At 68.4% G+C, this 23,664-nt stretch carries 15 protein-coding genes; 11 read left to right on the top strand and 4 right to left on the bottom strand.

Going from position 1 to position 23,664, the window contains the following annotated elements:
* Positions 1–129: 129 nt before the first annotated feature.
* On the bottom strand, positions 130–633 hold the full coding sequence (locus BSY239_RS00220) for a MarR family winged helix-turn-helix transcriptional regulator (RefSeq protein WP_069045065.1): 504 nt from the start codon (positions 631–633) through the stop codon (positions 130–132).
* Positions 634–737: 104 nt separating this feature from the next.
* Here BSY239_RS00220 and BSY239_RS00215 point away from each other — a divergent pair, with 104 nt between their 5' ends.
* The 7 genes from BSY239_RS00215 (at position 738) to BSY239_RS00185 (ending at position 11,691) form a co-directional block, all read left to right on the top strand.
* Complete coding sequence (locus BSY239_RS00215) at positions 738–1,703, top strand: Bug family tripartite tricarboxylate transporter substrate binding protein (protein WP_069045064.1); 966 nt, start codon at positions 738–740, stop codon at positions 1,701–1,703.
* 52 nt (positions 1,704–1,755) lie between these two features.
* Positions 1,756–2,721: a Bug family tripartite tricarboxylate transporter substrate binding protein gene (locus tag BSY239_RS00210; RefSeq protein WP_069045063.1), complete on the top strand. Its 966-nt coding sequence runs from the start codon at positions 1,756–1,758 to the stop codon at positions 2,719–2,721.
* A gap of 7 nt (positions 2,722–2,728) precedes the next feature.
* Positions 2,729–4,057 (top strand): sulfatase family protein, encoded by a 1,329-nt coding sequence (locus BSY239_RS00205; protein ID WP_069045062.1) that lies wholly within the window; start codon positions 2,729–2,731, stop codon positions 4,055–4,057.
* A 98-nt stretch (positions 4,058–4,155) separates the two neighbouring features.
* Positions 4,156–5,817 carry a SulP family inorganic anion transporter gene (locus tag BSY239_RS00200; protein WP_069045061.1) on the top strand — a complete coding sequence of 554 codons (1,662 nt, stop codon included), beginning with the start codon at positions 4,156–4,158 and terminating at the stop codon, positions 5,815–5,817.
* Positions 5,818–5,942: 125 nt separating this feature from the next.
* On the top strand, positions 5,943–6,335 hold the full coding sequence (locus tag BSY239_RS00195) for a response regulator (protein WP_069045060.1): 393 nt from the start codon (positions 5,943–5,945) through the stop codon (positions 6,333–6,335).
* Complete coding sequence (locus BSY239_RS00190; protein WP_069045059.1) at positions 6,332–10,474, top strand: PAS domain S-box protein; 4,143 nt, start codon at positions 6,332–6,334, stop codon at positions 10,472–10,474. Before BSY239_RS00195 ends, BSY239_RS00190 begins: the two co-directional genes overlap by 4 nt.
* Positions 10,471–11,691, top strand: a complete 1,221-nt coding sequence (locus BSY239_RS00185) for a sensor histidine kinase (protein WP_069045058.1) — start codon at positions 10,471–10,473, stop codon at positions 11,689–11,691. The genes BSY239_RS00190 and BSY239_RS00185 overlap by 4 nt, the downstream gene beginning before the upstream one ends.
* Here the strand turns inward: BSY239_RS00185 and BSY239_RS00180 are convergent.
* Positions 11,659–12,864 carry a glycosyltransferase gene (locus BSY239_RS00180; RefSeq protein ID WP_069045057.1) on the bottom strand — a complete coding sequence of 402 codons (1,206 nt, stop codon included), beginning with the start codon at positions 12,862–12,864 and terminating at the stop codon, positions 11,659–11,661. The two genes, BSY239_RS00185 and BSY239_RS00180, sit on opposite strands and share 33 nt — an antisense overlap.
* Positions 12,865–13,102: 238 nt before the next feature.
* On the opposite strand from BSY239_RS00180, the gene BSY239_RS00175 reads away from it, so the two are divergent.
* Positions 13,103–15,121: a hybrid sensor histidine kinase/response regulator gene (locus BSY239_RS00175; RefSeq protein WP_172823048.1), complete on the top strand. Its 2,019-nt coding sequence runs from the start codon at positions 13,103–13,105 to the stop codon at positions 15,119–15,121.
* Positions 15,122–15,192: 71 nt separating this feature from the next.
* Positions 15,193–16,170, top strand: coding sequence for an NADPH:quinone reductase (locus tag BSY239_RS00170; protein ID WP_069045055.1), 978 nt, complete (start codon positions 15,193–15,195; stop codon positions 16,168–16,170).
* On the opposite strand, the gene BSY239_RS00165 is transcribed toward BSY239_RS00170, so the two are convergent.
* Positions 16,171–20,988, bottom strand: coding sequence for a PAS domain S-box protein (locus BSY239_RS00165; protein WP_069045054.1), 4,818 nt, complete (start codon positions 20,986–20,988; stop codon positions 16,171–16,173).
* A gap of 180 nt (positions 20,989–21,168) precedes the next feature.
* Here BSY239_RS00165 and BSY239_RS00160 point away from each other — a divergent pair, with 180 nt between their 5' ends.
* On the top strand, positions 21,169–22,305 hold the full coding sequence (locus BSY239_RS00160; RefSeq protein ID WP_069045053.1) for a sensor histidine kinase: 1,137 nt from the start codon (positions 21,169–21,171) through the stop codon (positions 22,303–22,305).
* Between the two features lie 7 nt (positions 22,306–22,312).
* Positions 22,313–23,221 carry a delta(1)-pyrroline-2-carboxylate reductase family protein gene (locus BSY239_RS00155; protein WP_069045052.1) on the top strand — a complete coding sequence of 303 codons (909 nt, stop codon included), beginning with the start codon at positions 22,313–22,315 and terminating at the stop codon, positions 23,219–23,221.
* A gap of 4 nt (positions 23,222–23,225) precedes the next feature.
* On the opposite strand, the gene BSY239_RS00150 is transcribed toward BSY239_RS00155, so the two are convergent.
* Positions 23,226–23,645, bottom strand: a complete 420-nt coding sequence (locus tag BSY239_RS00150; protein WP_069045051.1) for an Lrp/AsnC family transcriptional regulator — start codon at positions 23,643–23,645, stop codon at positions 23,226–23,228.
* Between the last annotated feature and the right edge of the window lie 19 nt (positions 23,646–23,664).

Here is a 23,664-nt window from a genome sequence, read left to right as displayed (position 1 = left end):
ACCGGCACCGCCAGCGCCATGATGGGGCGCCGGCCATGCCGTCGGTGAGGGGACAGATTTTCGGTCATCGCCGCGCCTGAGAGGGGTCCAATGCCGGCACAGCAGAGGGGCCCAAAGTGGGCCGGAAGCTCATTCGCCGCCGTCTTGCGGCAGCGGTGCCCCGGGCGAAGCCGCCACCATCCGGCCGGCCTGGGCCTGCAGTGCGTCCACCATCGCGTCCAGTTGAACACGTTGGGCGGGTGACAGGCCCGAAACCAGCTCGCGGTTGATCGCCGCCACGCGCGGGTAGATCGCACCATAGAGCCTGCGCCCCTCGTCGCTGAGAAACACGTGCACCTCGCGCCGGTCCGATGGCCTGGGCTGGCGCACCACGAGTTTCTTGGTCGCCAACGACGTCAAGGTGCGCGAGGTGCGCGCACGGTCCAGCATGGCGTGCTCGGCCAGTTGCGACGACAGCGCCCCTTCGCGTTCGGCCAGGAACGACAGGATGCGCCACTCGCGACGGGTGATGCCGAACTCCGACTCGCACATGTGCACCACCAGCCGGCCGGCGGTGATGTGGATGCGGTAGAGCCGGTAGAGCAGCAGGTCGGCCTGGTGCTGCGGGTCGGCGAGGCGATCTTGGGTTGCCATGGATTGGGGAAAACACCCGCAATGATTGATTTCTGCAATTGATTGTCCCTACATAGCATGGTGAGGTGCACCGGGAAACACCCGGGGCCACCAGGAGACACACCATGACCACACGCCGCCAGCTCCTCTCCGTCTCCGCTGCACTCGCTGCCGCCGCAGCCTTGCCAGCCCCTGCGCAGACCCTCGAGGGCCCGCTGCGCATCGTGGTCCCCTTTGCCCCCGGTGGGGCCTCCGACCGTGTGGCCCGTCTGGTCGGCGACAAGCTGGGCCCGGCGCTGGGCGTCACGGTGGTGGTGGAGAACCGCACCGGTGGCGGTGGGCGCATTGCAGCGCAGCAGGTGAAGAGCACGCCGGCCAACCAGCCTGTGCTGCTGCTGGGCAACCCGGCGCTGATGCTGGTCGCGCCTCTGGTGTTCAAGGACGCCGGCTACGACCCCGACAAGGATTTCCAGGCGGTGTCGCAGGCGAGCACCTATGAATTTGCGGTGGCCGTGGGCGCGGGCGTTCCGGTGCGTGAACTCAACCACCTGCTGGCCTGGCTGCGCGCCAACCCCGAGCAGGCCAACTTCGGCGTGCCCGCCACCGGCAGCCTGCCGCACTTCTTTGGTCTCATGGTGGGCGAGAAGGCCGGCGTGAAGGCGCAGGTGGTGGGCTACCGCGGCTCGGGCCCCCTGGTCACCGACCTCATGGGCGGCCAGATTCCCGTGGCCTTCGACACCTTCGACTCGCTGCTGCCACAACACGAGGCGGGCAAGGTCCGCATCCTTGCGGTGTCCAGCCCCAGGCGCTCGCCGTTTGCGCCCAACATCCCCACGTTCCGTGAAGCGGGCCTGGACGTCGACGCCATCGGCTGGAACACCTTCTTCGCGCCCGCCAGCATGCCGGCGGCACGGGTGGAGCAACTGGGCCTGGCGATCCGCAACATCATGCAGGAGCCGGAGATGGTGCGCCGCTTCACCGAAGCCCGCATGGGCCCGGTGGCCAGCACGCCCGCGCAAACCAGCCGCATGCTCGCGGCCTACCGCGCGCAATGGGCCCCCGTGGTCCAGAAATCGGGCTACCAGCCCTGACCCCCTCTTTCTTTCCTTCTTTCTTTCCTTCCTTCCCCCGACAGAGATCCTCATGAACGCCACCGCCCTGCACCTGTCCCTCGCCCTCTTCGCCGCCACCACCGCACCCCTGGCCACTGCACAGGACAGCTTTCCGAACAAGCCGGTGCGCTTCGTCAACAACTTCCCCGCCGGCGGTCCGTCGGACCTGCTCGCACGCTCGGTGGCCGCGGTGTTGCAGGAGACCCTCAAACAAACCTTCGTGGTGGAGAACAAGGCCGGTGCGGCCGGCAACATCGGCGCTGCCGACGTGGCCAAGAGCGCACCCGATGGCCACACGGTGCTGTTCGGCATCGACACGATCTTCACGGTCAACCCTTACCTCTACAACAACATGACCTTCAAGACCACCGACTTCAGGCCGGTGGTGGTGATGGCGTCCTCGGGGCTGCTGGTGGGTGTGCACCCCGGCACCGGCATCAAGACACTGGCCGGCATGATCGAGGCCGGCAAGACCAAGGGCCTGAATTTCAGTTCGGCCGGCAGCGGCAGCCCGGGCCACCTCGCGGTCGAGGTGATCAAGGAAGCCACGCAGGCGAAGATCACGCACATCCCTTACCGCGGCAACACGCCCGCCGTGACGGCCGTGCTCTCGGGCGAGGTGGATGGCGGCGTGCTCGCCACCCCGGGCATGCTGCCCCACGTGCAGGCCGGCAAGATCACCGCGCTGGCCGTCACCAGCCGCCAGCGTTCACGCCTGGCGCCCGACCTGCCCACGGTGAGCGAGGCCGGTCTCAAGACCCTGGAGCAGGAAGTGCTCTACCTGGTGATGGCGCCCGCCGCCACGCCCGACGCGGTGGTTCAGACGCTGCAGAAGCACATCATCGACGCACTCAAGCGACCCGACATTCAGACCCGCATGGCCACGCTCGACCTGTTCTACGAGGGCCTCACCGGCGCGCAGGCGAGTCAGCGCATCGAGGCGCTGCACACGCGCTACGGCCCGATCGTGAAAGCCACCGGGATGAAGGTGGAGTGAGCGACGCATGAGCCAGCGCCCCAACATCATCTACATCGTCTGCGACGACCTCGGCTACGCCGACCTCGGCTGCTACGGTGGACGCGAGGCAGACTTTGGTGCCGTCTCGCCCAACATCGACCGCCTCGCCGCCGGCGGCGTGAAGTTCACCCAGGGTTATGCCAATTCGCCGGTGTGTTCGCCCACGCGGTTTGCGCTCATCACCATGCGCTACCAGTACCGCTTGCGCGGCGCGATGGAAGAGCCCATCAACAGCCGCAGCAAGGGCAGCACCACGCTGGGCCTGCCGCCCGAGGTGCCCACCCTGCCCTCGCTGCTGAAAGAGGCCGGGTACCACACCGCCCTCATCGGCAAGTGGCACCTGGGCTACCCACCCAGCTTCGGGCCGCGCCGCTCGGGCTACGACGAGTTCTTCGGCATCATGGCCGGGGGCGTCGACTACTTCACCCACTGCGCGTCCAGCGGGGAGCACGACCTCTACATCGACGAGGACGAGCACCACGAGGTGGGCTACCTCACCGATGTGCTCTCGCAGCGCGCCGTAGACCACGTGCACGCGCGCGCGGCCGATGCCAGGGCCGGCCATCCCTTCATGCTCAGCCTGCACTACACCGCGCCGCACTGGCCCTGGGAAACCCGCGACGACGCCCACGTTGCGCCGGATGTGGCGAAAAACCTCTTCCATCTGCACGGCGGCGACGTGCAGACCTACCGCCGCATGATCCACCACATGGACGAAGGCATCGGCCGTTTGATGACCGCCTTGCGCGAAGAGGGACTGGAAGAGAACACGCTGGTGGTCTTCACCAGCGACAACGGCGGCGAGCGCTTCTCGGACAACTGGCCGCTGGTGGGCGGCAAGATGGACCTCACCGAAGGCGGCATCCGCGTGCCGTGGATCGCGCACTGGCCCGCCACCATTGCCGCCGGCACCGTGAGCACACAGCATTGCATGACCATGGACTGGTCGGCCACGCTGCTGCAGGCGGGGGGTGGCAAGCCGCACCCGGACTGGCCGATCGATGGCGTGAGCTTGTTGCCTGTGTTGCGCGACCCGGCGCTGCGCTTCGAGCGCGCGCTGTACTGGCGCATGAACCACCGCGGCCAACGTGCACTGCGCGAAGGCGACTGGAAGTACCTGCAGGTCGACGGCAACGAGTACCTGTTCAACATCGCCAAGGACGAGCGCGAGCGCGCCAACCACGCCACGCGCGAGCCCGAGCGGCTGGCGCGCATGCGCTCGCAATGGCTGGCCTGGAACGAAAGCGTGCCGCCGATTCCCGCGGACGCCACCGTGAGCCTGGGGTTTTCCGTCAAGGACATGCCCCAAAGGTAGAGAACACCCCCCTGCGCCGGCGGAGCCGGACCCTGGATGCCTCTGGATGGAGACACCTCCACCATAGCCACCACAACCTACCCCGGTACGATCGGTGCATGTCCCGCCTGAAACGCCTGCTGCCCTTCCTCAACTGGCCGCGTCCCGACGCTGCCCTGCTGCGCGGCGAGGCCATGGCCGGTCTCACGGTCGGGCTGATGGTGGTGCCGCAAGGGGTGGCCTATGCCGCGCTGGCGGGCATGCCGCTGATCACCGGCATCTACGCCTCGCTGCTGCCGGCACTCATCGCGGTGCTGTTCAGCTCGTCGGTGCGCCTGTCGGTCGGGCCCACCGCGCTCACCTGCCTGCTCATCAGCGCATCGCTCAGCGGCCTGGCCGTGCCGGGCAGCGCGCAGTGGATCGCGCTGGCCGTGTGGCTGGCCCTGCTCAGCGGCCTGCTGCAGATCGTGCTGGGCTTTGCGCGCTTTGGCTGGCTGCTCAACCTGGTGAACTCGCCGGTGCTGATGGCCTTCACCCAGGCCGCGGCGGTGCTCATCATCGCGTCGCAGCTGCCTGCCTTGCTGGGCCTGGGCGGCTGGGACAGCCTCGTCTGGCCGGCGCAGGTGCACCTGCCATCGCTGGCCTTCGGGCTGGGCAGCCTGGCCGCGCTCATGCTGGCGCGCCGCTGGCGCCCGGGCTTTCCCACCGTGCTGGCGGTGGTGGTGGCCAGCGCCGGCATCAGCCAGCTCACCGGTTTTGAGGCCGCGGGTGGTGAGGTGATCGGCGCCCTGCCCCAGGGCCTGCCCATGCCCTACCTGCCGGGTTGGCCGGGCTGGAGTGTGCTCGGCCAGCTGGTGCTGCCCACGCTGGTGATCACGCTGGTGAGCTTTCTGGAAACAGCCTCCAGCGCCAAGGTGGACAGCGGACAGCGCGGACAGCGCTGGGACCAGGACCAGGACCTGATCGGACAGGGCCTGGCCAAGCTGGCGTCGGGTTTCAGCGGCGCCTTCCCCACCAGCTCCTCGTTCTCCCGCTCGGCGCTCAACCTCTACGCAGGTGCCCGCACCGGCTGGGCCACGGCGTTCTCGGTGGTGGTGGTGCTGGTGGCCCTGCTGGTGCTCACGCCGCTGCTGCACCACGTGCCCCTGGCGGTGCTCGCGGCCATCGTGCTGGTGGCCATTCTGGGTCTCATCAAGCCAAACGCCTTTGTGCACCTGTGGCGCATTTCACGGGTGGAGGCGGGTATTGCAGGCGCGACTTTCGCCGTGACTTTGCTGGCCGCGCCGCGCCTGTACTGGGGCGTGCTGGCGGGCGTGCTGATGGCCCTCTCCCACTTTCTCTACCTGCGGCTGCACCCGCGCATCATCGAGGTGGGGCTGCACCCCGACGGCAGTCTGCGCGACCGCCACCTCTGGCTGTTGCCGCCGCTGGCGCCCCACCTGTACGCACTGCGCATGGACGCCGCCCTCGATTTCGCCACCGCCAACGGCTTTGAACGCGCGGTGGCCGAACACATCACCGCGCACTCGGACACGCGCCACGTGATGCTGATCGCGCACCCCATCAACTGGATCGATGCCACCGGCGTGGAGGCCTTTGGTCGCCTGCGTGAGCAACTCGACGATCAGCGCATCGAACTGCACCTCGTGGGCATCAAACTGCCGGTCGAAGCGGTGTTGCAGCGCGCCGGACACCTGACCGATGGCCCCCGGCTGCATCTCTATCGCACCGAAGCCGAAGGTCTGCGGGCCGCAGCGGAACTGGCCAGGCCCCCAGAATGACTCCGCTGGTCGCGCCATGGGACAACGTGTATCAAGAAGTGGGCGCAGCCGGCCGATAACCACAGAAAATCGCGCTGTTATTCCAATCAGGGTTGAACAAAAAAGTACTGCTTTCTGGAGCCCCGATGAGCTGCCGCCTGCTGATAGTTGACGACAACGAAAACGACCTGCTGTTCACCCGCATCGCCTTGCAGCGCAGCGGGGTGGACTACGAAGTCCGGGCTTTCGAGCGCGCGACCGAAGCGCTGGCGCTGCTCAGCACCCACCCGGACCACGGCATCGACCTCATCCTGCTCGACATCAACATGCCCGTCATGGATGGATTTGCCTTCCTGCAGGCCTTCGAGGCCCTGCCGGCGCGCCAGCGCGGTCACGCGGTGGTGGTGATGCTCACCTCGTCGTCCGACCCGGCCGACCGCAGCCGCGCCGCGAGCCACGCCTGCGTGCGGGGCTTCATGAACAAACCCCTGGACAAAGACGCCGCCGCAGGACTGATCCGCCTGATCGGCTCCCGATGACCCACGAGCCGCCTTCGACCTGGCGGCCCAGCCACCAACCCGTCAACCTGGTCGCGTTCATGCGCAGCCGGCTCGCGGTGCGCGCCAGTCTTGGTTTCGCGCTGGTGCTGGTGCTGCTGGTCGTGGGCCACTACTTCCAGCACCTCCGGGTCCTGCACCGCGAGACCGAACTGTCGCTTTACACCGCGGTGAACTCGGTGGCTCGAAACGCCGAAAGCAAGTACGAGGAACGGCGGCGCAGCATACTGTTCCTCGTCAACACACCGCCGATCAGTGGCCTGGTGAGGGCCTTGCAGAACAGCGGTGTGGATGCGCAGGAGTCGTCCACCACGGTGCTGTGGCAGCGCCGCCTGGCGCAGATCTTCGCCGCCTACCTGACCGCAACCCCCGAGGCTTACAAGGTGCGCTTCATCGGTGCGGCCGGCGAGGGACAGGAACTCATGCGCGTGGAACGGCAGGATGGCCAGGTGGTGGTCGCGCCGCCCGAACAACTGCAGCGCATTGGCGACACGACGTACATGCGCGAGGCGTTGCGCCTTGCGCCCGGCCGGGTCTTCGTGTCGGACATCACCTTGAACCGGGAGTACAACCAGATCGAGCTGCCGCACCGCCCCACCGTCCGCTACGCCACACCGGTGCACGACGCCCGGGGACAGGTGTTCGGCGCCATCGTGATCAACATTGATGTGTCCCGTCGGGTGGGCGTGCTGCCCCCGGGCATTGGCCCGAAGCCACAGGTTTACGTGACCAATGCGCAAGGCGATTTCCTGGTGCACCCCGATCCTTCGTTCACGTTTGGCTTCGACCTCGGCCAGCGCCACGTCTGGGACGACCAATTCAAGCCGGCGGCAGCGCCCCAGTCCTCCAGCGCCGGGCGCGCCACCTGGTGGACCGGGCCTGAGGGTCTGGTCATGGTGGGCAAGGCCAGCGTGATCGGCAACCCGGGATCACCCATCGGGGTGCTGCACTACACGGCCACGCGGACGGAGAGCGATCTGAGTGCGGCGGCGCTCGCCAGCGCCCGGGCGAGTCTGCTTCCGCTGCTGGGTGCGGGTGCGGTGGGTGCGCTCATGCTGTACCTGTACTGGGTGGGCGTGCAGCGCAGCCTGGAGGCGCGCAACGACCGTCTGCGCATCGCGTCCATGGTCGACCAGTCCCCCGACGCGATCGTGGGCCTGAACACCGATGGTCATGTGACCTCGTGGAACCGCGGCGCGCAGCGGCTGTTTGGGCACACACGGCTGGAAGCGGTGGGGCGCCGGCTGGACACGCTGGTCATGCCGCCAGGACCAGCCAGAGAGGAGCTGGAGGCGCTCAAGACCCTGCCCCGCTCGGGCGACGCGCCTTCGCTGGAGCTGTGGTGCCAGACCCGCGAGGGTCAGTCGGTGCTGGTGGCCATGACGCTCTCGCGCCTGGACGACGAGCATGGCGCGCCCTTGGGGGTCTCCGTCATCGTGCGCGACATCACCGCCGAGCGGGCGGCACAGCGCAAGGTCGTGGAACTCAAGGAAGGGCTGGAGCAGGAAGTCAAGGACCGCACCGCGGCACTGGCCGAAGAGCGCGAACGGCTCGACCACATCCTGCGCGGCACCGACGCGGGCACCTGGGAGTGGAACGTCCAGACAGGAGAACTGCGCATCAACGAGCGCTGGGCCACCATGATCGGGCACCGTCTGGAAGAACTCGGCGGCATCGGGGTGGACTTCTGGATGCAGCGCCTGCACCCGGACGATCTGGCGCTCACCAACGGCATGCTCCAGGGTCACTTCTTCGGTGCCTTCGATCGGTACGAATGCGAAGTTCGTGTGCGCCACCAGGCGGGCCACTGGGTCTGGGTGCTCGACCGCGGCGCGGTGCGCAGCTGGACCGCCGACGGACAACCCGAGTGGATGTACGGCACGCACCAGGACATCTCGGCGAGCAAGCAGGCGCAGGAAGACATCGCCCGCAGCGAGGCCCTGCTGCGCGGCGCCATCGACGCGGTGGACGAGGCTTTCGTGCTGTTCGATCCCGATGACCGGCTGGTCTTTTGCAACGAGAAATACCGCCAGATCTCGCCCAGGATGGCACATCTCATGGTGCCGGGCACTGCGTTCGAGGACATCCTGCGCGCCAGCATCTTGCTGGGCGACCACGTGGACACCAGCGGCAACGAGGAAGCCTGGGTGGCCGAGCGCGTGGCGGCCCACCGCTCCGGCAACACCGAGATGCTGCAGCTGCTGGCCGACGGCCGCACGCTGCGCCTCGTGGAACGGAGAATGCCCGACGGCCACACCGTGGGGTTTCGCATCGACATCACCGGCCTGGTGAAGTCCAGGGAACAGGCGCAGGAAGCGTCGCGCATCAAGGGCGAGTTCCTGGCCAACATGAGCCACGAAATCCGCACCCCGCTCAACGCCATGATCGGCATGACCCACCTGCTGGGCGACACCCCGTTGACCAGCTACCAGGCCCAGCTGCTGTCCAAGTCCCGGGTGGCCAGCCGCTCGCTGCTGGGCCTGGTCAACGACGTGCTCGACCTGGCCAAGATCGAGGCGGGCGGGCTGGACCTGGACATCCAGCCTTTCAGCCCGCAGGACATGCTGGGCGAGATGGACGCCCTGTTCCGCGCCCAGACCGAAGCCCATGGCATCCGCTACTCGATCTCGGTGGCGCGCGAGGTACCTCCGGTGCTGCTGGGCGACGCCCAGCGCGTGCGCCAGATCTTCACCAACCTGATCGGCAATGCCTGCAAGTTCACCAAGGCCGGCAGCGTGACGGTGTCGCTCGGTGTGGTCGCTCCGCTGAGCACCGATGGCCCTGAGCAGGTGCGCCTGCGCGGCGTGGTGCGCGACACCGGAAGCGGCATCGACAGCGACACCCAGGCCCGCCTGTTCACCCCCTTCACCCAGGCCGACACGTCCTCCACCCGACGTTTCAGCGGCACCGGGCTGGGACTGTCCATCGTGCGCAAGCTCACCCACATGATGGATGGGCAAGTAGGCTTGAAGAGCGTGCCGGGCGAAGGCAGCGAGTTCTGGTTCGATCTGGTGCTGCAGCGACCTTCGGCGGAGGATCTGCGAACCCTGACCCAGCTCCCGCACGAGACACAGACCGGCGCCACCGTGCAGGGCCAGGCGCTGCACCACCTCAACCTGCTGCTGGTGGACGACAGCGAGATCAACCTGGAAGTGGCCGCGGGCCTGCTGGAGCGCGAGGGCGCGCGCGTGTGCCTGGCGCGCACCGGGCGCGAAGCCCTGGAGGCCCTTCGCACCACGCCGCATGCGTTCGACGCGGTGCTGATGGACCTGCAGATGCCGGAGATGGATGGTCTGGAGGCCACGCGGCGCGTGCGCCGCGAGCTTGGCTTGAATGAATTGCCGATCATCGCGCTCACCGCCGGCGCGCTGGCCGAAGAGCGGCAACTGGCGTTTGCCGCAGGCATGAACGCCTTCCTCACCAAACCGCTGGACCCCGAACGGCTGGTGCGCACGGTGCACGAGTGGGTTCACAAAGCCGCAGACGCCCCTGGCTTGCGCCAGGCACCAGGGCCGACGCAGACAGCCCCCGTGGCCTGGCCGCAGATACCGGGCGTGGACGCCGCACAGGCGGCGCAGCGCCTGGGGGGCGACCTGGCCCTGTGGCTCAAGTCGCTGCAGCGTCTGCTGACCGAATACGCCGACTGGGCGGCTGACGACTCGGACCTTCCACGGGAGGAAGGCGCGAGGCAGCACATGGCGGCGCGCCTGCACAAGCTGCGAGGGATTGCGGGCACGCTGGGCATCACCGGCGTGATGGAGCAGGCGCAGGCACTGGAGGCCGGGCTGCTGCAGCCGACGCCGGCACCCGAACTGGGCGCGGGGTGGCGGTCGCTGCAAAGCGCGCTGGCCGACCTGCAGCGCCACAGCGAGCCGGTGTTGAGGGCGGCGCAGGCGCCCGACGTTCCAGAGAGCGGTGCCGAAGCGGGCGAAGCCGATCTGCCGCAATTGCTGGATCTGTTGCACCGTCAAGACCTGGACGCATTGACCTGGTGGCACGTCCGGACGAACTGGCTGCAGGCGCACTTTGGCGTCACATTCGTCGAACGCGTGAGCCGCCTGCTCGACGATCTGGATTTCGCAGGCGCCAGCGCGGCCCTGACCAAGGAGCTGCATCCATGACTCCCAACGTCTCGGGGCGCCCTGCCCCCAACGACACCGTGCCGGACACAGCGGCGGCGCCCGACATCCTGATCGTGGACGACGATCCCGGCATGGTGCAGACGCTGGCCCGCGTGATCCGGCCGCTGGGCCGGCTGCGCTTTGCCACACAGGGCGTGGACGCCCTGCGGTTGATGGCCGAGGCGCCGCCCGACCTGGTGCTGCTCGACGCCCAGATGCCCGGCCTGTCCGGCTTCGACGTGCTGGAAGCCATCAAACGCGATCCCCAACTCTCCGACATCCCGGTGATCTTCGTCACCAGCCAGGCCGACGCCCAGTTCGAGCAACTCGGGCTGGAAAAAGGCGCGGCCGACTTCATTGCCAAGCCCATTCGCCCCGCCATCGTGCAGGCACGCGTGCGCACGCAGCTGCGGCTCAAACAGGCCAACGACGCGCTCAAGCAGGTGGCCGCCACCGACCGCCTGAACCTGGCCGAAGCGCTGGTCGAACTGCGCCAGAGCCACGCCCAGCTGCAGAAGACGGCCGAAGAATTGAAGCTGGCCAACGAAGGCCTGCTGCAGTTCGTGCGCATCAGCTCGCACGATCTGCGCGAGCCCCTGAACACCGTGGTCCAGTTTGTCGGTCTGGTCGAAGAGGACTTTGCGGCGCAGTTGCCGCTGGACGCGCGCCACTACCTCAAGCTCGTGCGCAGCGCCGGTGAGCGCATGCGCACGCTGCTCGATGACGTGGTGCGGTACGCGCGCCTGCAGCACGGTGAGACCGAGCCCCCGGTGCCGGTGGCGCTGGGGCCGCTCGTGGCCGGGCTGTGCGATGCGCTGGCCGCGCAGCTGAACGCCACCGCAGCGCAACTGCATGTCGGTGAGCTGCCGCTGGTCCGGGGACACGCCAGCCTGCTGTCCCAGCTGTTCCAGAACCTGTTGTCCAACGCCTTGAAGTTCATGCCTCCGAGCCGCGCGCCGCACATCGAGATCACGGCCCGGTCGGTGGACGGCATGGCCTGGATCACCGTGAGGGACAACGGCATCGGCATCACGCCCGAGGGCATGGACAAGTTGTTCCAGCCGTTTGCCCGGCTCAACCTCCGACGCGAATTCGAGGGCTCGGGGCTGGGGCTGGCGATCAGTCGCCAGATTGTCGAGGCGCACGACGGCTCGGTCACGGTGAGCTCGCAGCCTGGCGAGGGATCAGCCTTCGAGGTGCGTCTGCCATTGGCCTGACGGCGAGGCCGCCCCGATCACCGGGCCGCGCTGAACGATGCCGTCCAGGATGTCCGGTATCTCGAACAGGGCCCGGTTGTTCATGGCCCGCGCGCGGGTGCGGAACTCATCCAGGCGCGCGAGCAGCTCGTCCACCGCGCGGTCGATGGTGCGAAAGCTGCGGTGCACGATGCCCAGCTGGTGTTCGGTGATCCACTGCGCGTTGTAGCGTTCCTGCGGCATGGTCCACGCGTTGTCGACCACGATCACCGGCAGGCCTTGTTGCACCGCCTCGCTGATGCTGCCCGGTCCGGGTTTGCCGATGAAAAAGTCGGCCAGCCGCATGTAGCGCGGAATGTCGGACGCAAACCCCACCACCAGCCGCGGCGCCCCGGGCGGCAGGGCGCGCAGCTGCGCCGCCAGCGGCTTGTTGTGACCACAGACCAGGATGAGCTGGGTGGACGCACCCAGGCGTTGGGCAATGCCCAGCATGGCCTTGGAGCCGTGGCCGCCGAACAGCACCAGCGCGGTGGGACGGGACGGGTCCAGGCCAAGGCGGCGCATCTCGCTGGCGCGGTCCAGCGCGGGGGTTTCGTAAAACTCGGGGCGGATGATCATGCCGCTGGTGGCGTGCACGCGCCCGGGGACATGGCCCAGTTCCAGCGCCTGCGCCACAGCGCGCGCGCTGCCGCAGATGAAGTGCTGCGGCTGGCGCTCGATCCAGAAGTGCGGCGGGATATCGGCCAGGTCGGTGAGCACAGTGGCGTAGGGCACGCCCGGCAAGGTGCTGGCCAGGCTCTGGTACATCGCACGGTTGAAGTTGGGCACCAGCGACACGACCAGATCGGGCTCGGTCTGCAGCCAGTGCTGCTGCAGGGTCTTGAGCAGCGTGCTGTGACCCAGCCGGATCAGGCCTTGCAGGATCTTGAGCTCCTGCGCCATGCCGATGGTCCAGCCGCGGGCCAGGCGCTTGTTGTACCAATCCTCGGGGGCACTGCCGGTCATCTTGCGAAAACGGTCCTGCGGGTCCAGCACCTCGAACAGGTTGACCAGCCGCACCTGCCAGCCGCGGGGGTGCTGCGCCAGCGCCGACTGCAGCGCCAACGCGGAGGCGCGGTGGCCGCCGCCGGCGTTGAAATAGACCAGATCGACGGTGATGGGCCTGGGGGCTGGTTTGGGCGTGGCAAGGGGCATGGCGCACTCGCTGGAAGGGCCGGGCGCAGCGGCAGGGGCTGCGCCAGCGGGCTTCAGTAGAGCGCCCTTGTGTGACACCACGGTTTCAACCCGCCCGGCGGACGCCGACACAAATTGTCAAGAAATGCACGCTGGCTGCCGATACTCCCTCAAACAGGCGGGCCACCGGCAGGCACGCACCGCCGAATTCCTTTACAAAACAAGACCGCTCGAGGTGATCGACCGCTGGAGACCGCCGTTGTTGACAAGCCTGCCCATCGCCACCGATGACCACCACCAGCTCGACGAGTTGACCGAGCTGGTGCCCGGCGCCTTGCTGCGTTACCGGGTGCACGCCGACGAGCGCGCCGAACTGCTCTACATCAGCCGCTATGCCATGGACATCTGGGGCGTGACGGCCGAGGCCGCCATGGCCGACGAGTCCCTGCTCTGGCGCACCGGCGAGCGCCAGACGCAGGTCGAGCTGCGCGAATCCTTCATGCAGGCGGTGCGCCAGCGCCGCATCTGGTGGCACGAGTGGCAGATCAAGGACACGCTGGGCCGCTCAAAGTGGCTGCGCGGCACGGCCAAACCACTGGAACAGGACGACGGCACCGTGCTGTGCACCGCGTTCATCATGGACGTGACCGAGAGCATCCGCGCCCGCGCGCTGGAGTACGCCGGCGACCTGCGCCACCGCCAGATTTTTGACAACGTGCCCGGCCTGGCCGTGCAGGGTTATGGGCCCGACCTGATCGTGACGTACTGGAACGCGGGCTCCGAGCGGCTGTACGGCTTCAGCGAACAGGAAGCGCTGGGGCGCAGCATGCTCGACCTGGTGGTGCCGACCCACATGCACGCGGCGTTCAAGGCGACGGTGCAGCACATGGTGCAGACCCGCACACCGGTGCTCTCGGGCGTGCAATGGCTGCGGCGCAAGGACGGCTCCAGCGTGGAGGTGCACTGCAACGAGGTGTTCATGGAACACCCCGAGCGCGGCACCGAGTGTTTCTGCGTCGACTTCGACCTGACCGAACGGCGCGCCGCCGAAGACCAGCGCCTGGCGCTGGAAATGCAGTTGCGCGAGTCGCAAAAACTCGAAGCCCTGGGCACGCTGGCCGGCGGCGTGGCGCACGACTTCAACAACATCATGGCGGCGATCCTGGGCAACGCGCGGCTGGCTCTGGAAGACGTGCAGAGCAACGACCCGGCGGCCATCAGCCTGCAGGAAATCCTCAAGGCCGGCGGCCGTGCGCGCGATCTGGTGCAGCGCATCCTGTCGTTCAGCCGGCGCCAGGTGCTGGAGCGGCGCGTGATCGCGCTCAGCGCGGTGGTGGACGAGTCGGTGCGGCTGCTGCGCGCCACCCTGCCCCGCACGCTGGAGTTGCGTGTGGTTTGCGACCCGCAGACACCACCCGTGCTGGCCGACGCCACGCAGATGCAGCAGGTGCTGCTCAACCTGTGCACCAACGCCTGGCAGGCCATGCCGGACCTGGCCAGCGGCACGCTGCACATTGAACTGCGCCCGCACCGCGGCGCGCCGCCACCTTCGAGGGTGGTGGGCTCGACGCCGGGAACACCCGGCGAATGGCTCGATGTCAACGTGTGCCTCTCGGTGAGCGACAACGGCGCGGGCATGGACGCAGCGACGATGGAGCGGCTGTTCGAACCCTTCTTCACCACCAAGCCCCCGGGCGAAGGCACCGGCCTGGGCCTGGCGGTGGTGCACGGCATCCTGCGCGACCACCAGGCGGCGATCGAGGTGGACAGCGCGCCCGGCCGTGGGTCGACCTTCTCGCTGTATTTCCGCGCGGCCGGGCAACTGGCGCTGTCGCCCGAACCGTTGGACGAGCCGCGCAACAGCACGGCCCGGGTGGCCAGCAGCCTGGCGGGCACACGCATCCTGTACGTGGACGACGACGAGATGATCAACCACCTGATCGGGCGCATGCTGCAGCGCGGCGGCTTTCAGGCCAGCGTGTACCGCAACCCGCGCCAGGCGCTGAGCGACGTGCGCGAGGGCAAGGCGGTGTACGACCTGGCAATCACCGACTTCGCCATGCCCGGCCTCTCGGGCCTGGAGCTGGCGCGCGAACTGCGTGCCCTGCACCCCGACCGCCCGGTGGCCATCACCTCGGGCTACATCGGCGAGGAGCTGCGGCGCCTGGCGCCCTCGGCCGGCATCGCCGACCTGATCCCCAAGCCCAACACCTGCGAAGAACTGTTCGACGCCATCGAACGGCTGGCCAGCCGGGTCTGCAGGCCACCGCCGCCCTGAACCTGGGCGTCAGCCACAGCGGCGATCGCCGACGACAATGGCGGCCCGATCCAACCCGCAGGAGCCCCCACATGAAAGCCGCGTGGTACCGCCGCAATGGCCTGGCCCAAGACGTCCTGGAGGTGGGCGAGCTGCCCACGCCGCAACCCGCTGCGGGTGAGGTGCGGGTGCGCATGCACACCTCGGGCGTCAACCCGTCGGATGTGAAGTCGCGCCTGAAGCGACCGCTGAACGCGGCGCTGGTGGTGCCCCACAGCGACGGCGCCGGCGTGATCGACGCGGTGGGCTCGGGCGTTCCAACCGAGCGCATCGGCCAGCGGGTCTGGCTGTGGAACGCGCAGTGGCAACGCTCCATGGGCACGGCCTGTGAACACGTGGCGCTGCCCGCCGCGCAGGCCGTGCCCTTGCCCGACGGGATCGGTTTTGACGAGGCCGCCTGTTTCGGCATCCCCGCGCTCACCGCCCTGCAGGCGGTGCACCTGGCCGGCCCCCTGGCGGGCCAAACGGTGCTGGTCACCGGCGCGGGCAATGCGGTGGGTCATTGCGTCACCCAGCTCGCGGTGCTGCAGGGTGCGCGCGTGATCGGCACCGCCGGCTCCCCCGAGCGGCAGCGGCACGCACGCGACGCGGGCGCGGCGCACGTGATCGACTACAGGAACGAAGCGGTGGCCGCCCGCGTGCATGAACTGACCCAGGGACACGGCGTGAACGTGGTGATCGACATGGACTTCAGCAGCACGGCCGCCTTGCTGCCGCACGGCATCCTGAAGCCGCACGGCCAGGTGGTCTGCTACGGCTCCAACCTGCCGGGCGAGGTGACGGTGGACTTCCGCACGCTGCTGTTCAACTCCCTGCGGTTGACGTTTTTCATCGTCTACGAACTGCTGCCCGCCGACCGCGAGCGCGCCATCGCAGACCTGGATGCGCTGCTGCGCTCAGGGCAGCTGCGGCACACGGTGGCGCAGACCTTTGCGCTGGACGACATCGCCTCGGCCCACGAAGCGGTGGAGACCGGACGGGTGGTGGGCAATGTCGTGATCCGGCTCTGATCAGTCCAAGGTCCTGAACACCGCGCGCAGGGTTTCCAGCCGGGGTGGCTTGCTCAACAGGTGGTCCACATGCGGCGGGCACTCGCCCTCTTCCTGCATGCGCCGGCCCCAGCCGGTGAGCATCACGACCGGCGTGCCCGGCGACGCGGCCTTGACAGCGGCCGCCACCAAGCGGCCATCGACCTCGGGCATGCCCAGGTCGGTGATGACCACGTCGAACACCTGCGCAGAGAGCGCCGACCTGAACGCCTCGATGCCCTCGCCGCCCCCGGCGGCGGTGAACACGCTGTGTCCCTCGGTGGCCAGCGTCTCGGAGAGCGAGCGCAGCAGCAGCGGATCGTCGTCCACCAGCAGGATCTTCAGGGCACGGGTCGGGGTGGGCGGGTCGATCGGCGCTCCGTCCACCGGCGCGGGCTCACGGTGCGCAGGAAACGCCAGGCGGATGGTGGTGCCCGCACCGGGCGCGCTCTCCACACCGATCTCGGCGCCGTGGCGCTGCATGCAGCCGTAGACCATGGCCAGGCCCAACCCGGAGCCGCGCTGGCCTTTGGTGGTGAAGAAAGGCTCCAGGCAACGCCGCTGTGTCTCGGCGTCCATGCCGATGCCGGTGTCGCGTACGTCAAGCACCACACGTGTCGTGCCGTCGGCCTGCGCTTCCTGGCGGGTCAGCAGACTGAGCGTGCCGCCTTCGGGCATGGCGTCCACCGCGTTGAGCACAAGGTTGGTCAGAGCGTCGCGGATCTCGCCCTCCATGACGAAAACCGGCGAGAGGAGATCGTCCAGATCGAACGCGATCTCGATGGAAATGCCCGCCTGCTGCGGCATGTCGCGCCAACGTGCGCGGGTGAGGTCCAGCACCTGCTTGACGAGGTGGTTGAGGTCGACCGCGCGGCGCCGCACACCGGCGTCACTCGGCCGGTAGAAGTCGCGCATGCGCGCCACCGTCTCGGCCACGTCGTCGATGGCCAACTGCACCGTCTGCAGCTGCGCACGCCCACGCTCGCTGAGCCCGTGCTCGTTGGACAGCAACGACTCGGTGTAAAGCGCCACGGGCGAGATCGCGTTGTTGATGTCGTGCGCGATGCCGCTGGCCATCTGTCCCAGCACGCGCAGGCGCTCCTGCTGCAACACGACCTGTTGCGCCTCGTTGAGCTCGTCGTAGGCCTGCTGCAGCGAGCGGTGCAGCCGCGCCTGGCTGGCGGCCAGCGCCACGTGCTCCGCGAGCTGGCGCATGAATTCGCACTCCCCGCTGGCAAAACCGTGGCCCTGCGCACGCCCGGCCACCAGCACGCCCAGCACCTCGCCCTGCGCCTGCAGCGGTGCAAACACCGCCGACCCGATGCCCGCACGCGCGAGCCGTCGGGGCCAGTCAAAGGCCGAGTCGGCCAGCGCCGGCTCGTACAACAGTTCACCGCCCGTGCAGCGCGCCAGACCACTGTCCGATTCGCGCAGAACATCGCCCTCGACCAGTCCGACCTGCACGCCCAGCTCGGTGCCCAGCGTGCCCAGATGGGCCACGGTGAAGGTGCGGGTGGCCAGGTCGAACAGCAAGGCCGCCGAGTACACGGTCGAGAACCGGGATTCGATGTTGTCGCACACCACGCGGAAGATGCGGTCGAGGTCCAGACGCTCGTCGGTGGCACGCACGATGTGGTTGAGCAACTCGGTGCGCGAGAGCTGCAGTTGCAGCCGGGCCTCGGCTTCGACGCGTTCGGTCACGTCCTGCACCGTGCCGCTGACCGACACCACAGCACCGCTGCTGTCGCGCCGGGGTTCGTCCATGTTTTCCTCGAACCAGCGCAGCGCACCATCGGGCAGGAAACAGCGGTAGGTCCAGCTGCGGGCGATGCCGTCCCGAAGGCATCCGTTCATGGTCTGCAGGTACTCGGCCCGGTCGTCCGGATGGACACGCTCCAGCGTGTCCTCGATGCTCGGCGCGCCGGCGGCGGGGTCAAGACCGGTCAGGGCATAGAGGCTGGCCGACCACACCGCCGCACGGTCCTGGGCCCGCCGCTCCCAGCTGCCCATGCGCGCCAGCGACTGCGAGCGCGCCAGGCTGGCCTGCGAGGCCTGCACGGCCATCAGGGCCTGCGCACGCTGCTGCTCCATCGCGACCTGGTCGGTGATGTCCATCGCCACCACCAGCTCGGCCTCGCGCCCGTTGTAGTTCAGGCGCTGGGTGGTGATGTCCACCGCGATGGGCGTGCCGTCCTTGCGACTGTGCACCCAGGTGCCGACGCGCTCGCGGCCGTCGGGCGACGCCTCGGCCTTGCGGCTGCGCAACCGGATCCTTTCGCTCTCCGGAGGGATGTCGTCAATCGTGAGCGCAAGGAATTCTTCCCGGCTGTAGCCGTACTGTTCGATGGCCGCGTTGTTCACTTCGAGGAAGGCGCGGGTGGCGCGGTCGAGCACCCACATCGGGTGCGGGTTGCCCAGGAAGAGCAACTGAAAGCCGCCACGCAGGCGGGCTTCCTTCTGCTCGGCGAGCTTGCGCTGCGTGATGTCGCGCTCGATCGCCACCCAATGGGTGAACCAGCCCGCCTCGTTGGCGATCGGCACGATGTCGAGTTCCAGCCAGAACTCGCTGCCGTCCTTGCGGTGGTTGATCACCTCCTCACGCACCGGCTCCCATCGCGCGATGCTGCGGCGGATGCGGTCGAGCACATCGCGCTGGGTCTTGGGGCCGTGCAGCATGCGCGGGGTCTGCCCGATCGCCTCGGCCGCGCTGAAACCGGTCAGACGCTCGAACGCCTCGTTCACGTAAAGGATGCGTGGGCCGGGCGCCTCAAAGGGCTCGGCCTCGGTGATCAGCACGATGTCGTTGACGCGGGACACGCAGGTCTCCAGCAACATGAGGCGCTCTTCGCGGATCTTGCGCTCGGCGGCCCGCTCCAGCTGGTCCAGGGCCGACCCCAGGCTCTCGCCAATGGCCGACAGCAGGCGGCTTTCTTCGTCGAGAAAGTACCCCGGTTCGTTGGCCATGAGCACCAGGGCCATGGGCACCTGCCGGGCCGGGGCGATCGGCACCACAGCCACCGCCTTGAAGCCGCGGCGAACCGCCGTGGCAGCCCAGGCGCCCATGTTCGGATCGTTGGCAATGTCGTTCGACACCACCAGCTGGCGCGTGCGCAGGGCCGTGGGCACGGGCGAGGGGTAGGTGTCCACGTCCACGGCGGCGCGGTTGAGCAGGTCGGTGTAGCCGTCGTCGGCGCCCGCACTCACCAGCGCGGTCATGGTGCGTTTGTTCGGGTCCATGCCGGCCACCCAGGCCATGCGCAACTCGCCTTCGTCCACAGCGATCTGGCAGACCCGCTGGAGCAGGGCATCCCGGGAGTTGGCCGAGACGATGGCTGCGTTGATCTGGCTCTGCACCATGTACATGCGGCGCAAGCGGTGCTGTTCGGTGATGTCCTGCAGGGCGCCGGCGTACAACAGGGGTGTGCCGGCCGCATCACGCTCCACAAAGCCGAAACCATCGACCCAGCGCACCACCCCGTCGGAGCGCACGATGCGGTACTGCAGGCGCAACGGTTGGCCACCCTGGAACAGCCGGTCGCGGTGGGCTGCCACCCGCGCGTTGTCGTCCGGATGGATCAGGGCCTGGTAGGTCTCCACCGTGACCGGTCCCACGGCCGGGTCCAGACCAAGCAACTCGTAGATCGTCTCGGAGGCGGTGTAGAGCCGGGTCCTGAGGTCGAGCTGGTAAAAGCCGACGCGCGTGATCTGCTGTGCCTTGAGCAGCTGCGCCTGGTTCTTGGCCAGCTCGGCCAGCATGGTGTCGAGCCCCGTGGCCAGCTCGGAAAACTCGCGGCTGGCAGCGGCGGGCAGCGGTGTGGACAGCGGCTGGTTGCGGGCCGCCGCACGCATTCGCGCCAGCAGGTGCGACACCGGTTGCGCGATCTGGCGCAAACCCATCTGCCACGCCAGCACCAGGCCCACCAGCACGGCCAGCCCCATCACCGCGAGCTGCTGACGCAACTGCCGCGTGGCCGAGGCCAGCACATCGTCACGCCGCCCCCCCGCGATCACGTACAAGCCCTCGCCACCCACGTCCTCGATCGGCGTCAACTCGTACAGCCAGTCGGTGCCCCGCGCATCGCGCAGATCGAAACTGCCGGTGGTGCGGGCCACGATGGCGGACCGCAGGTCGTCGTTTTCGATCAAGGTTCCGATGCGTTCGAGCCCCGGCAGGCTGGATGCCAGCAGCGTGCCTTTGGCATCGGTGATGTCCACGCGGATCGAGCCGGGCAGCTGCAGGGACTGCAGTTTGCGCGCGGCGGGCACGAGGTCCACCGTGGAGAAGGCCACGCCCACGAACACATCGGCGTAGTCGAACACCGGCATGCCGAAGCCGAGCTGGCGCTTGCCCGAGACACGCCCCACCAGGTACTCACCCATGGAGAATTTTTGCGCACGCACGGTGTTGCGGAAGTAGTCCCGGTCGGCCACGTTGATGCGCTGCTGACCGGGATTGGCCAGGCACTGGATCTCGCCCTGAAGGTCGGCCACGCCGATGTTGCCGTAGCTCGCCGTGGCGGCCGAGACGTTGCGCAGGAATTCGTAGCAGAGCTGGCGCAGGTCGTTGCGGCGCACCGACGGACCCGCCGCCACCGTGGCCAGGATCTGCCGCACGCCCTCGATCAACTGCTCCTGGTTGGCCGCCGCCAGCACACCCACCGCCCGGATCTCCTGGCGCCCGCGCTGCACCGCCTCCTCGCTGGTGCTGCTGTAGCCGATCCACAGCATCACCAGACCCGGCAGGATGGCAACGCCCACCAGCATGAGCAGCAGGCTGCGGATTCCCGTCTTGTTGCGCATGGCGTGGCCTCCGTGGATGGGAACCGTCAACGAAGGGCTTCCGGAAATAAGTCACCACACCCGTGTAAGCACATGCTCGCACAAACCCGGCAGGTGGTAGGGTATGCAGCAGTGAGTGATCGTGAAAAAAACCTTATGTGGCGCTGACCTGTCGTCCATGGTCCAACCGGCGAATCCTTCATGCCACATCGCAGTTCTGCTCAGTACCGGCCCCGTCCCCGCCTGCTCGTGGTCGACGACGAAGCGCCGCAGCAACGCGCCCTGTGCGAGATCCTGGTGGACCAGGGGTACGACGTCGTGGGCTGCACCGACCCCCTGGTGGCGCTGAGCAAACTCGACCACGCCACCTTTGAACTCCTGCTGACCGATCTGCAGATGCCGGGCATGGACGGCATCGAACTGACCCGCCGCGCCCAGGCCGTGGCGCCCGACATGGTCATCGTGCTCATGACGGCGCACGGCAGCATCGGCAGCGTGGTCGACGCCATGAAGAACGGCGCCATCGACTACGTGCAGAAACCCTTTCGCATCAGCGGCATCGTGCCGGCGGTGGAGCGCGCGCTGGAAGTGCAGCGCCTGCGGGTGAACAACCGCCGGCTCGAAGCCGAGGTGTCGCAACAGGTCAGGGAACTGGTGGCCGTCAACCAGGAGCTTGATGCCTTTGCGGCCCGCCTGGCGCACGACCTGCGCGGCCCGCTGGTGAACATGCGCAGCATCCTGGCGATGGTCTTGCAGGACTCGGACGACCTGCATGCCGAGCTCTTGCGCAGGGGTTTGCAGTCGGGGGACCTGGCGCTGCGCATGGTGCGCGACCTGCTGGACTTTGCGCGGTTGGGCAACCAGTCGCTGACCATGGCCCCGGTGCAGCTCGACGACGTGTTGCAGGTCGCCCTGGCCACGGTCAAGCCCCAGTGCGACGGCCGCCAGATCGAGTGGGCCATCGGCCCGTTGCCCACTCTGCAGGGCCACGCAGGCTTGTTGCAACAGGCGTTTGCCAACCTGTTGAGCAATGCGATCAAGTACACCTCGGCGCATCCGGTGGCACACATCGCGGTGACGGCCCGTCCCCTGCCCGACGGCCGCCACGCGATCGTGTTCTCGGACGATGGCGCGGGCTTCGACCCCAAGCACGCGGACCAGCTGTTCAAGCCTTTTCGCCGCCTGCACACCGCCGACGAGTTCGTCGGCGAAGGCATGGGCCTGGCCAACGTGCGGCGCATCGTCGAACGCCACGGCGGCACGGTGACCGCCCAGGGCCGCCTCGGTGAAGGCGCCACCTTCACCCTGGTGCTGCCCGCGCCGGCCGCCACCGCCTGACAACGGCATGGTGGCGGCGCTCTCCCCCTCACAAACGGCCGCCGCGCTGCCCTACCCGGCACTGGCCGACGCGATCGAGGCGCTGCTGCGCGACCCCACCGTGGCGGTGCCCGCGCGTACCGTGCAGGCACTCGCAGGCGGCGGGAGTCTGTTCGTGATGCCGGCAGCCGACGTGCGCGTGGCCATCACCAAGCTCATCACCTTCATCCCCGACAACGCCGCGCGCGGCCTGCCTGCGATCCAGGGCGACATCGTGGTGTTCGACGCGGTCACGGGCCAGCGCACCGCCCTGCTCGACGGCCCGACCGTGACCGCGCGGCGCACGGCCGCGGTGTCGTTGCTGGCGGCGCGGCTGCTCGCGCCGCGCACCGACGGGCCCCTGCTGATCGTGGGCGCTGGCGTGCAGGGCCGATCGCACCTGGAAGCGTTTCACGAAGGCTTGGGGGTCCAAGAGGTGTGGGTGGCATCACGCAGCACGGCGAGCGCCGACGCACTGGTGCTCCATGCACGCAGTCTCGGCATGCGCGCGCAGCGTGTGGACGGTGCCGACGCCGCGCTGGCCGACTGCCCGCTGGTGGTGAGCTGCACCTCGGCACAGACCGTGGCCTTGCGTGCCCGTCCGCGCGCCGACGCCTTCGTGGCTGCGGTGGGTGCGTTCACGCCGCGCATGGTGGAGTGGGCGCCCGAGGTCTGCCGCTGGCTGGCCGAACAGGGCTTGGTGGTGGTGGACACGCGCGATGCCGACTTTGAGGCGGGCGACCTGCTGCAGGCCGGCATAGGCGTTCCCGAGCTGGCCACACTGGCGGACGTGGTGCGCGACCCCGGCGCGCACCGGCGCAAGGGCCCGGTGTTCTTCAAAAGCTGTGGCTGGGCCGGCTGGGACCTGGCGGCGGCGCGCCTGGCGCTTCAGCGCTGAGGGTTCAACGGTAGGTGGCCAGGTGGATGCTGGTCTCGGTGCTCTGGATGCCCTTGATCAGCCGGATGCGTTCCAGCACCTGCGAGAGCTCGGTCATGGAGCCGGCGCTGAGCTCGGCCAGCAGGTCCCAGCGGCCGTTGGTGTCGTGCAGCGCGGCCACGCCGGGTTCACCCAGCAGGCTGGCGATCACCGCGCGCGTCTGGTTGCCATCCACCAGCACCGCCATCCAGGCGCGGATGCGCTCGGGTTCGGCCTCGGGCCGCAGGCGCACCGTGTAGCCCACGATCAGCTGCTGGTCTTCGAGCTTGCGGATGCGGTTGGTCACCGTGCCGCGCGAGACCTTGAGGCGGTGCGCCAGCTCGGCCACGGTGGCGCGCGCGTTCTGGCGCAGTTGGGCAATGAGGGCCTGGTCGATGTGATCCATGTGTGCATTCTGGCATTCA

It is taken from the genome of Hydrogenophaga sp. RAC07 (assembly GCF_001713375.1).
Lineage (GTDB): Bacteria > Pseudomonadota > Gammaproteobacteria > Burkholderiales > Burkholderiaceae_C > Hydrogenophaga.
The sequence above is the reverse complement of the archived record's forward strand: the minus strand, read 5'-3'. Positions and strand labels throughout refer to the sequence as shown.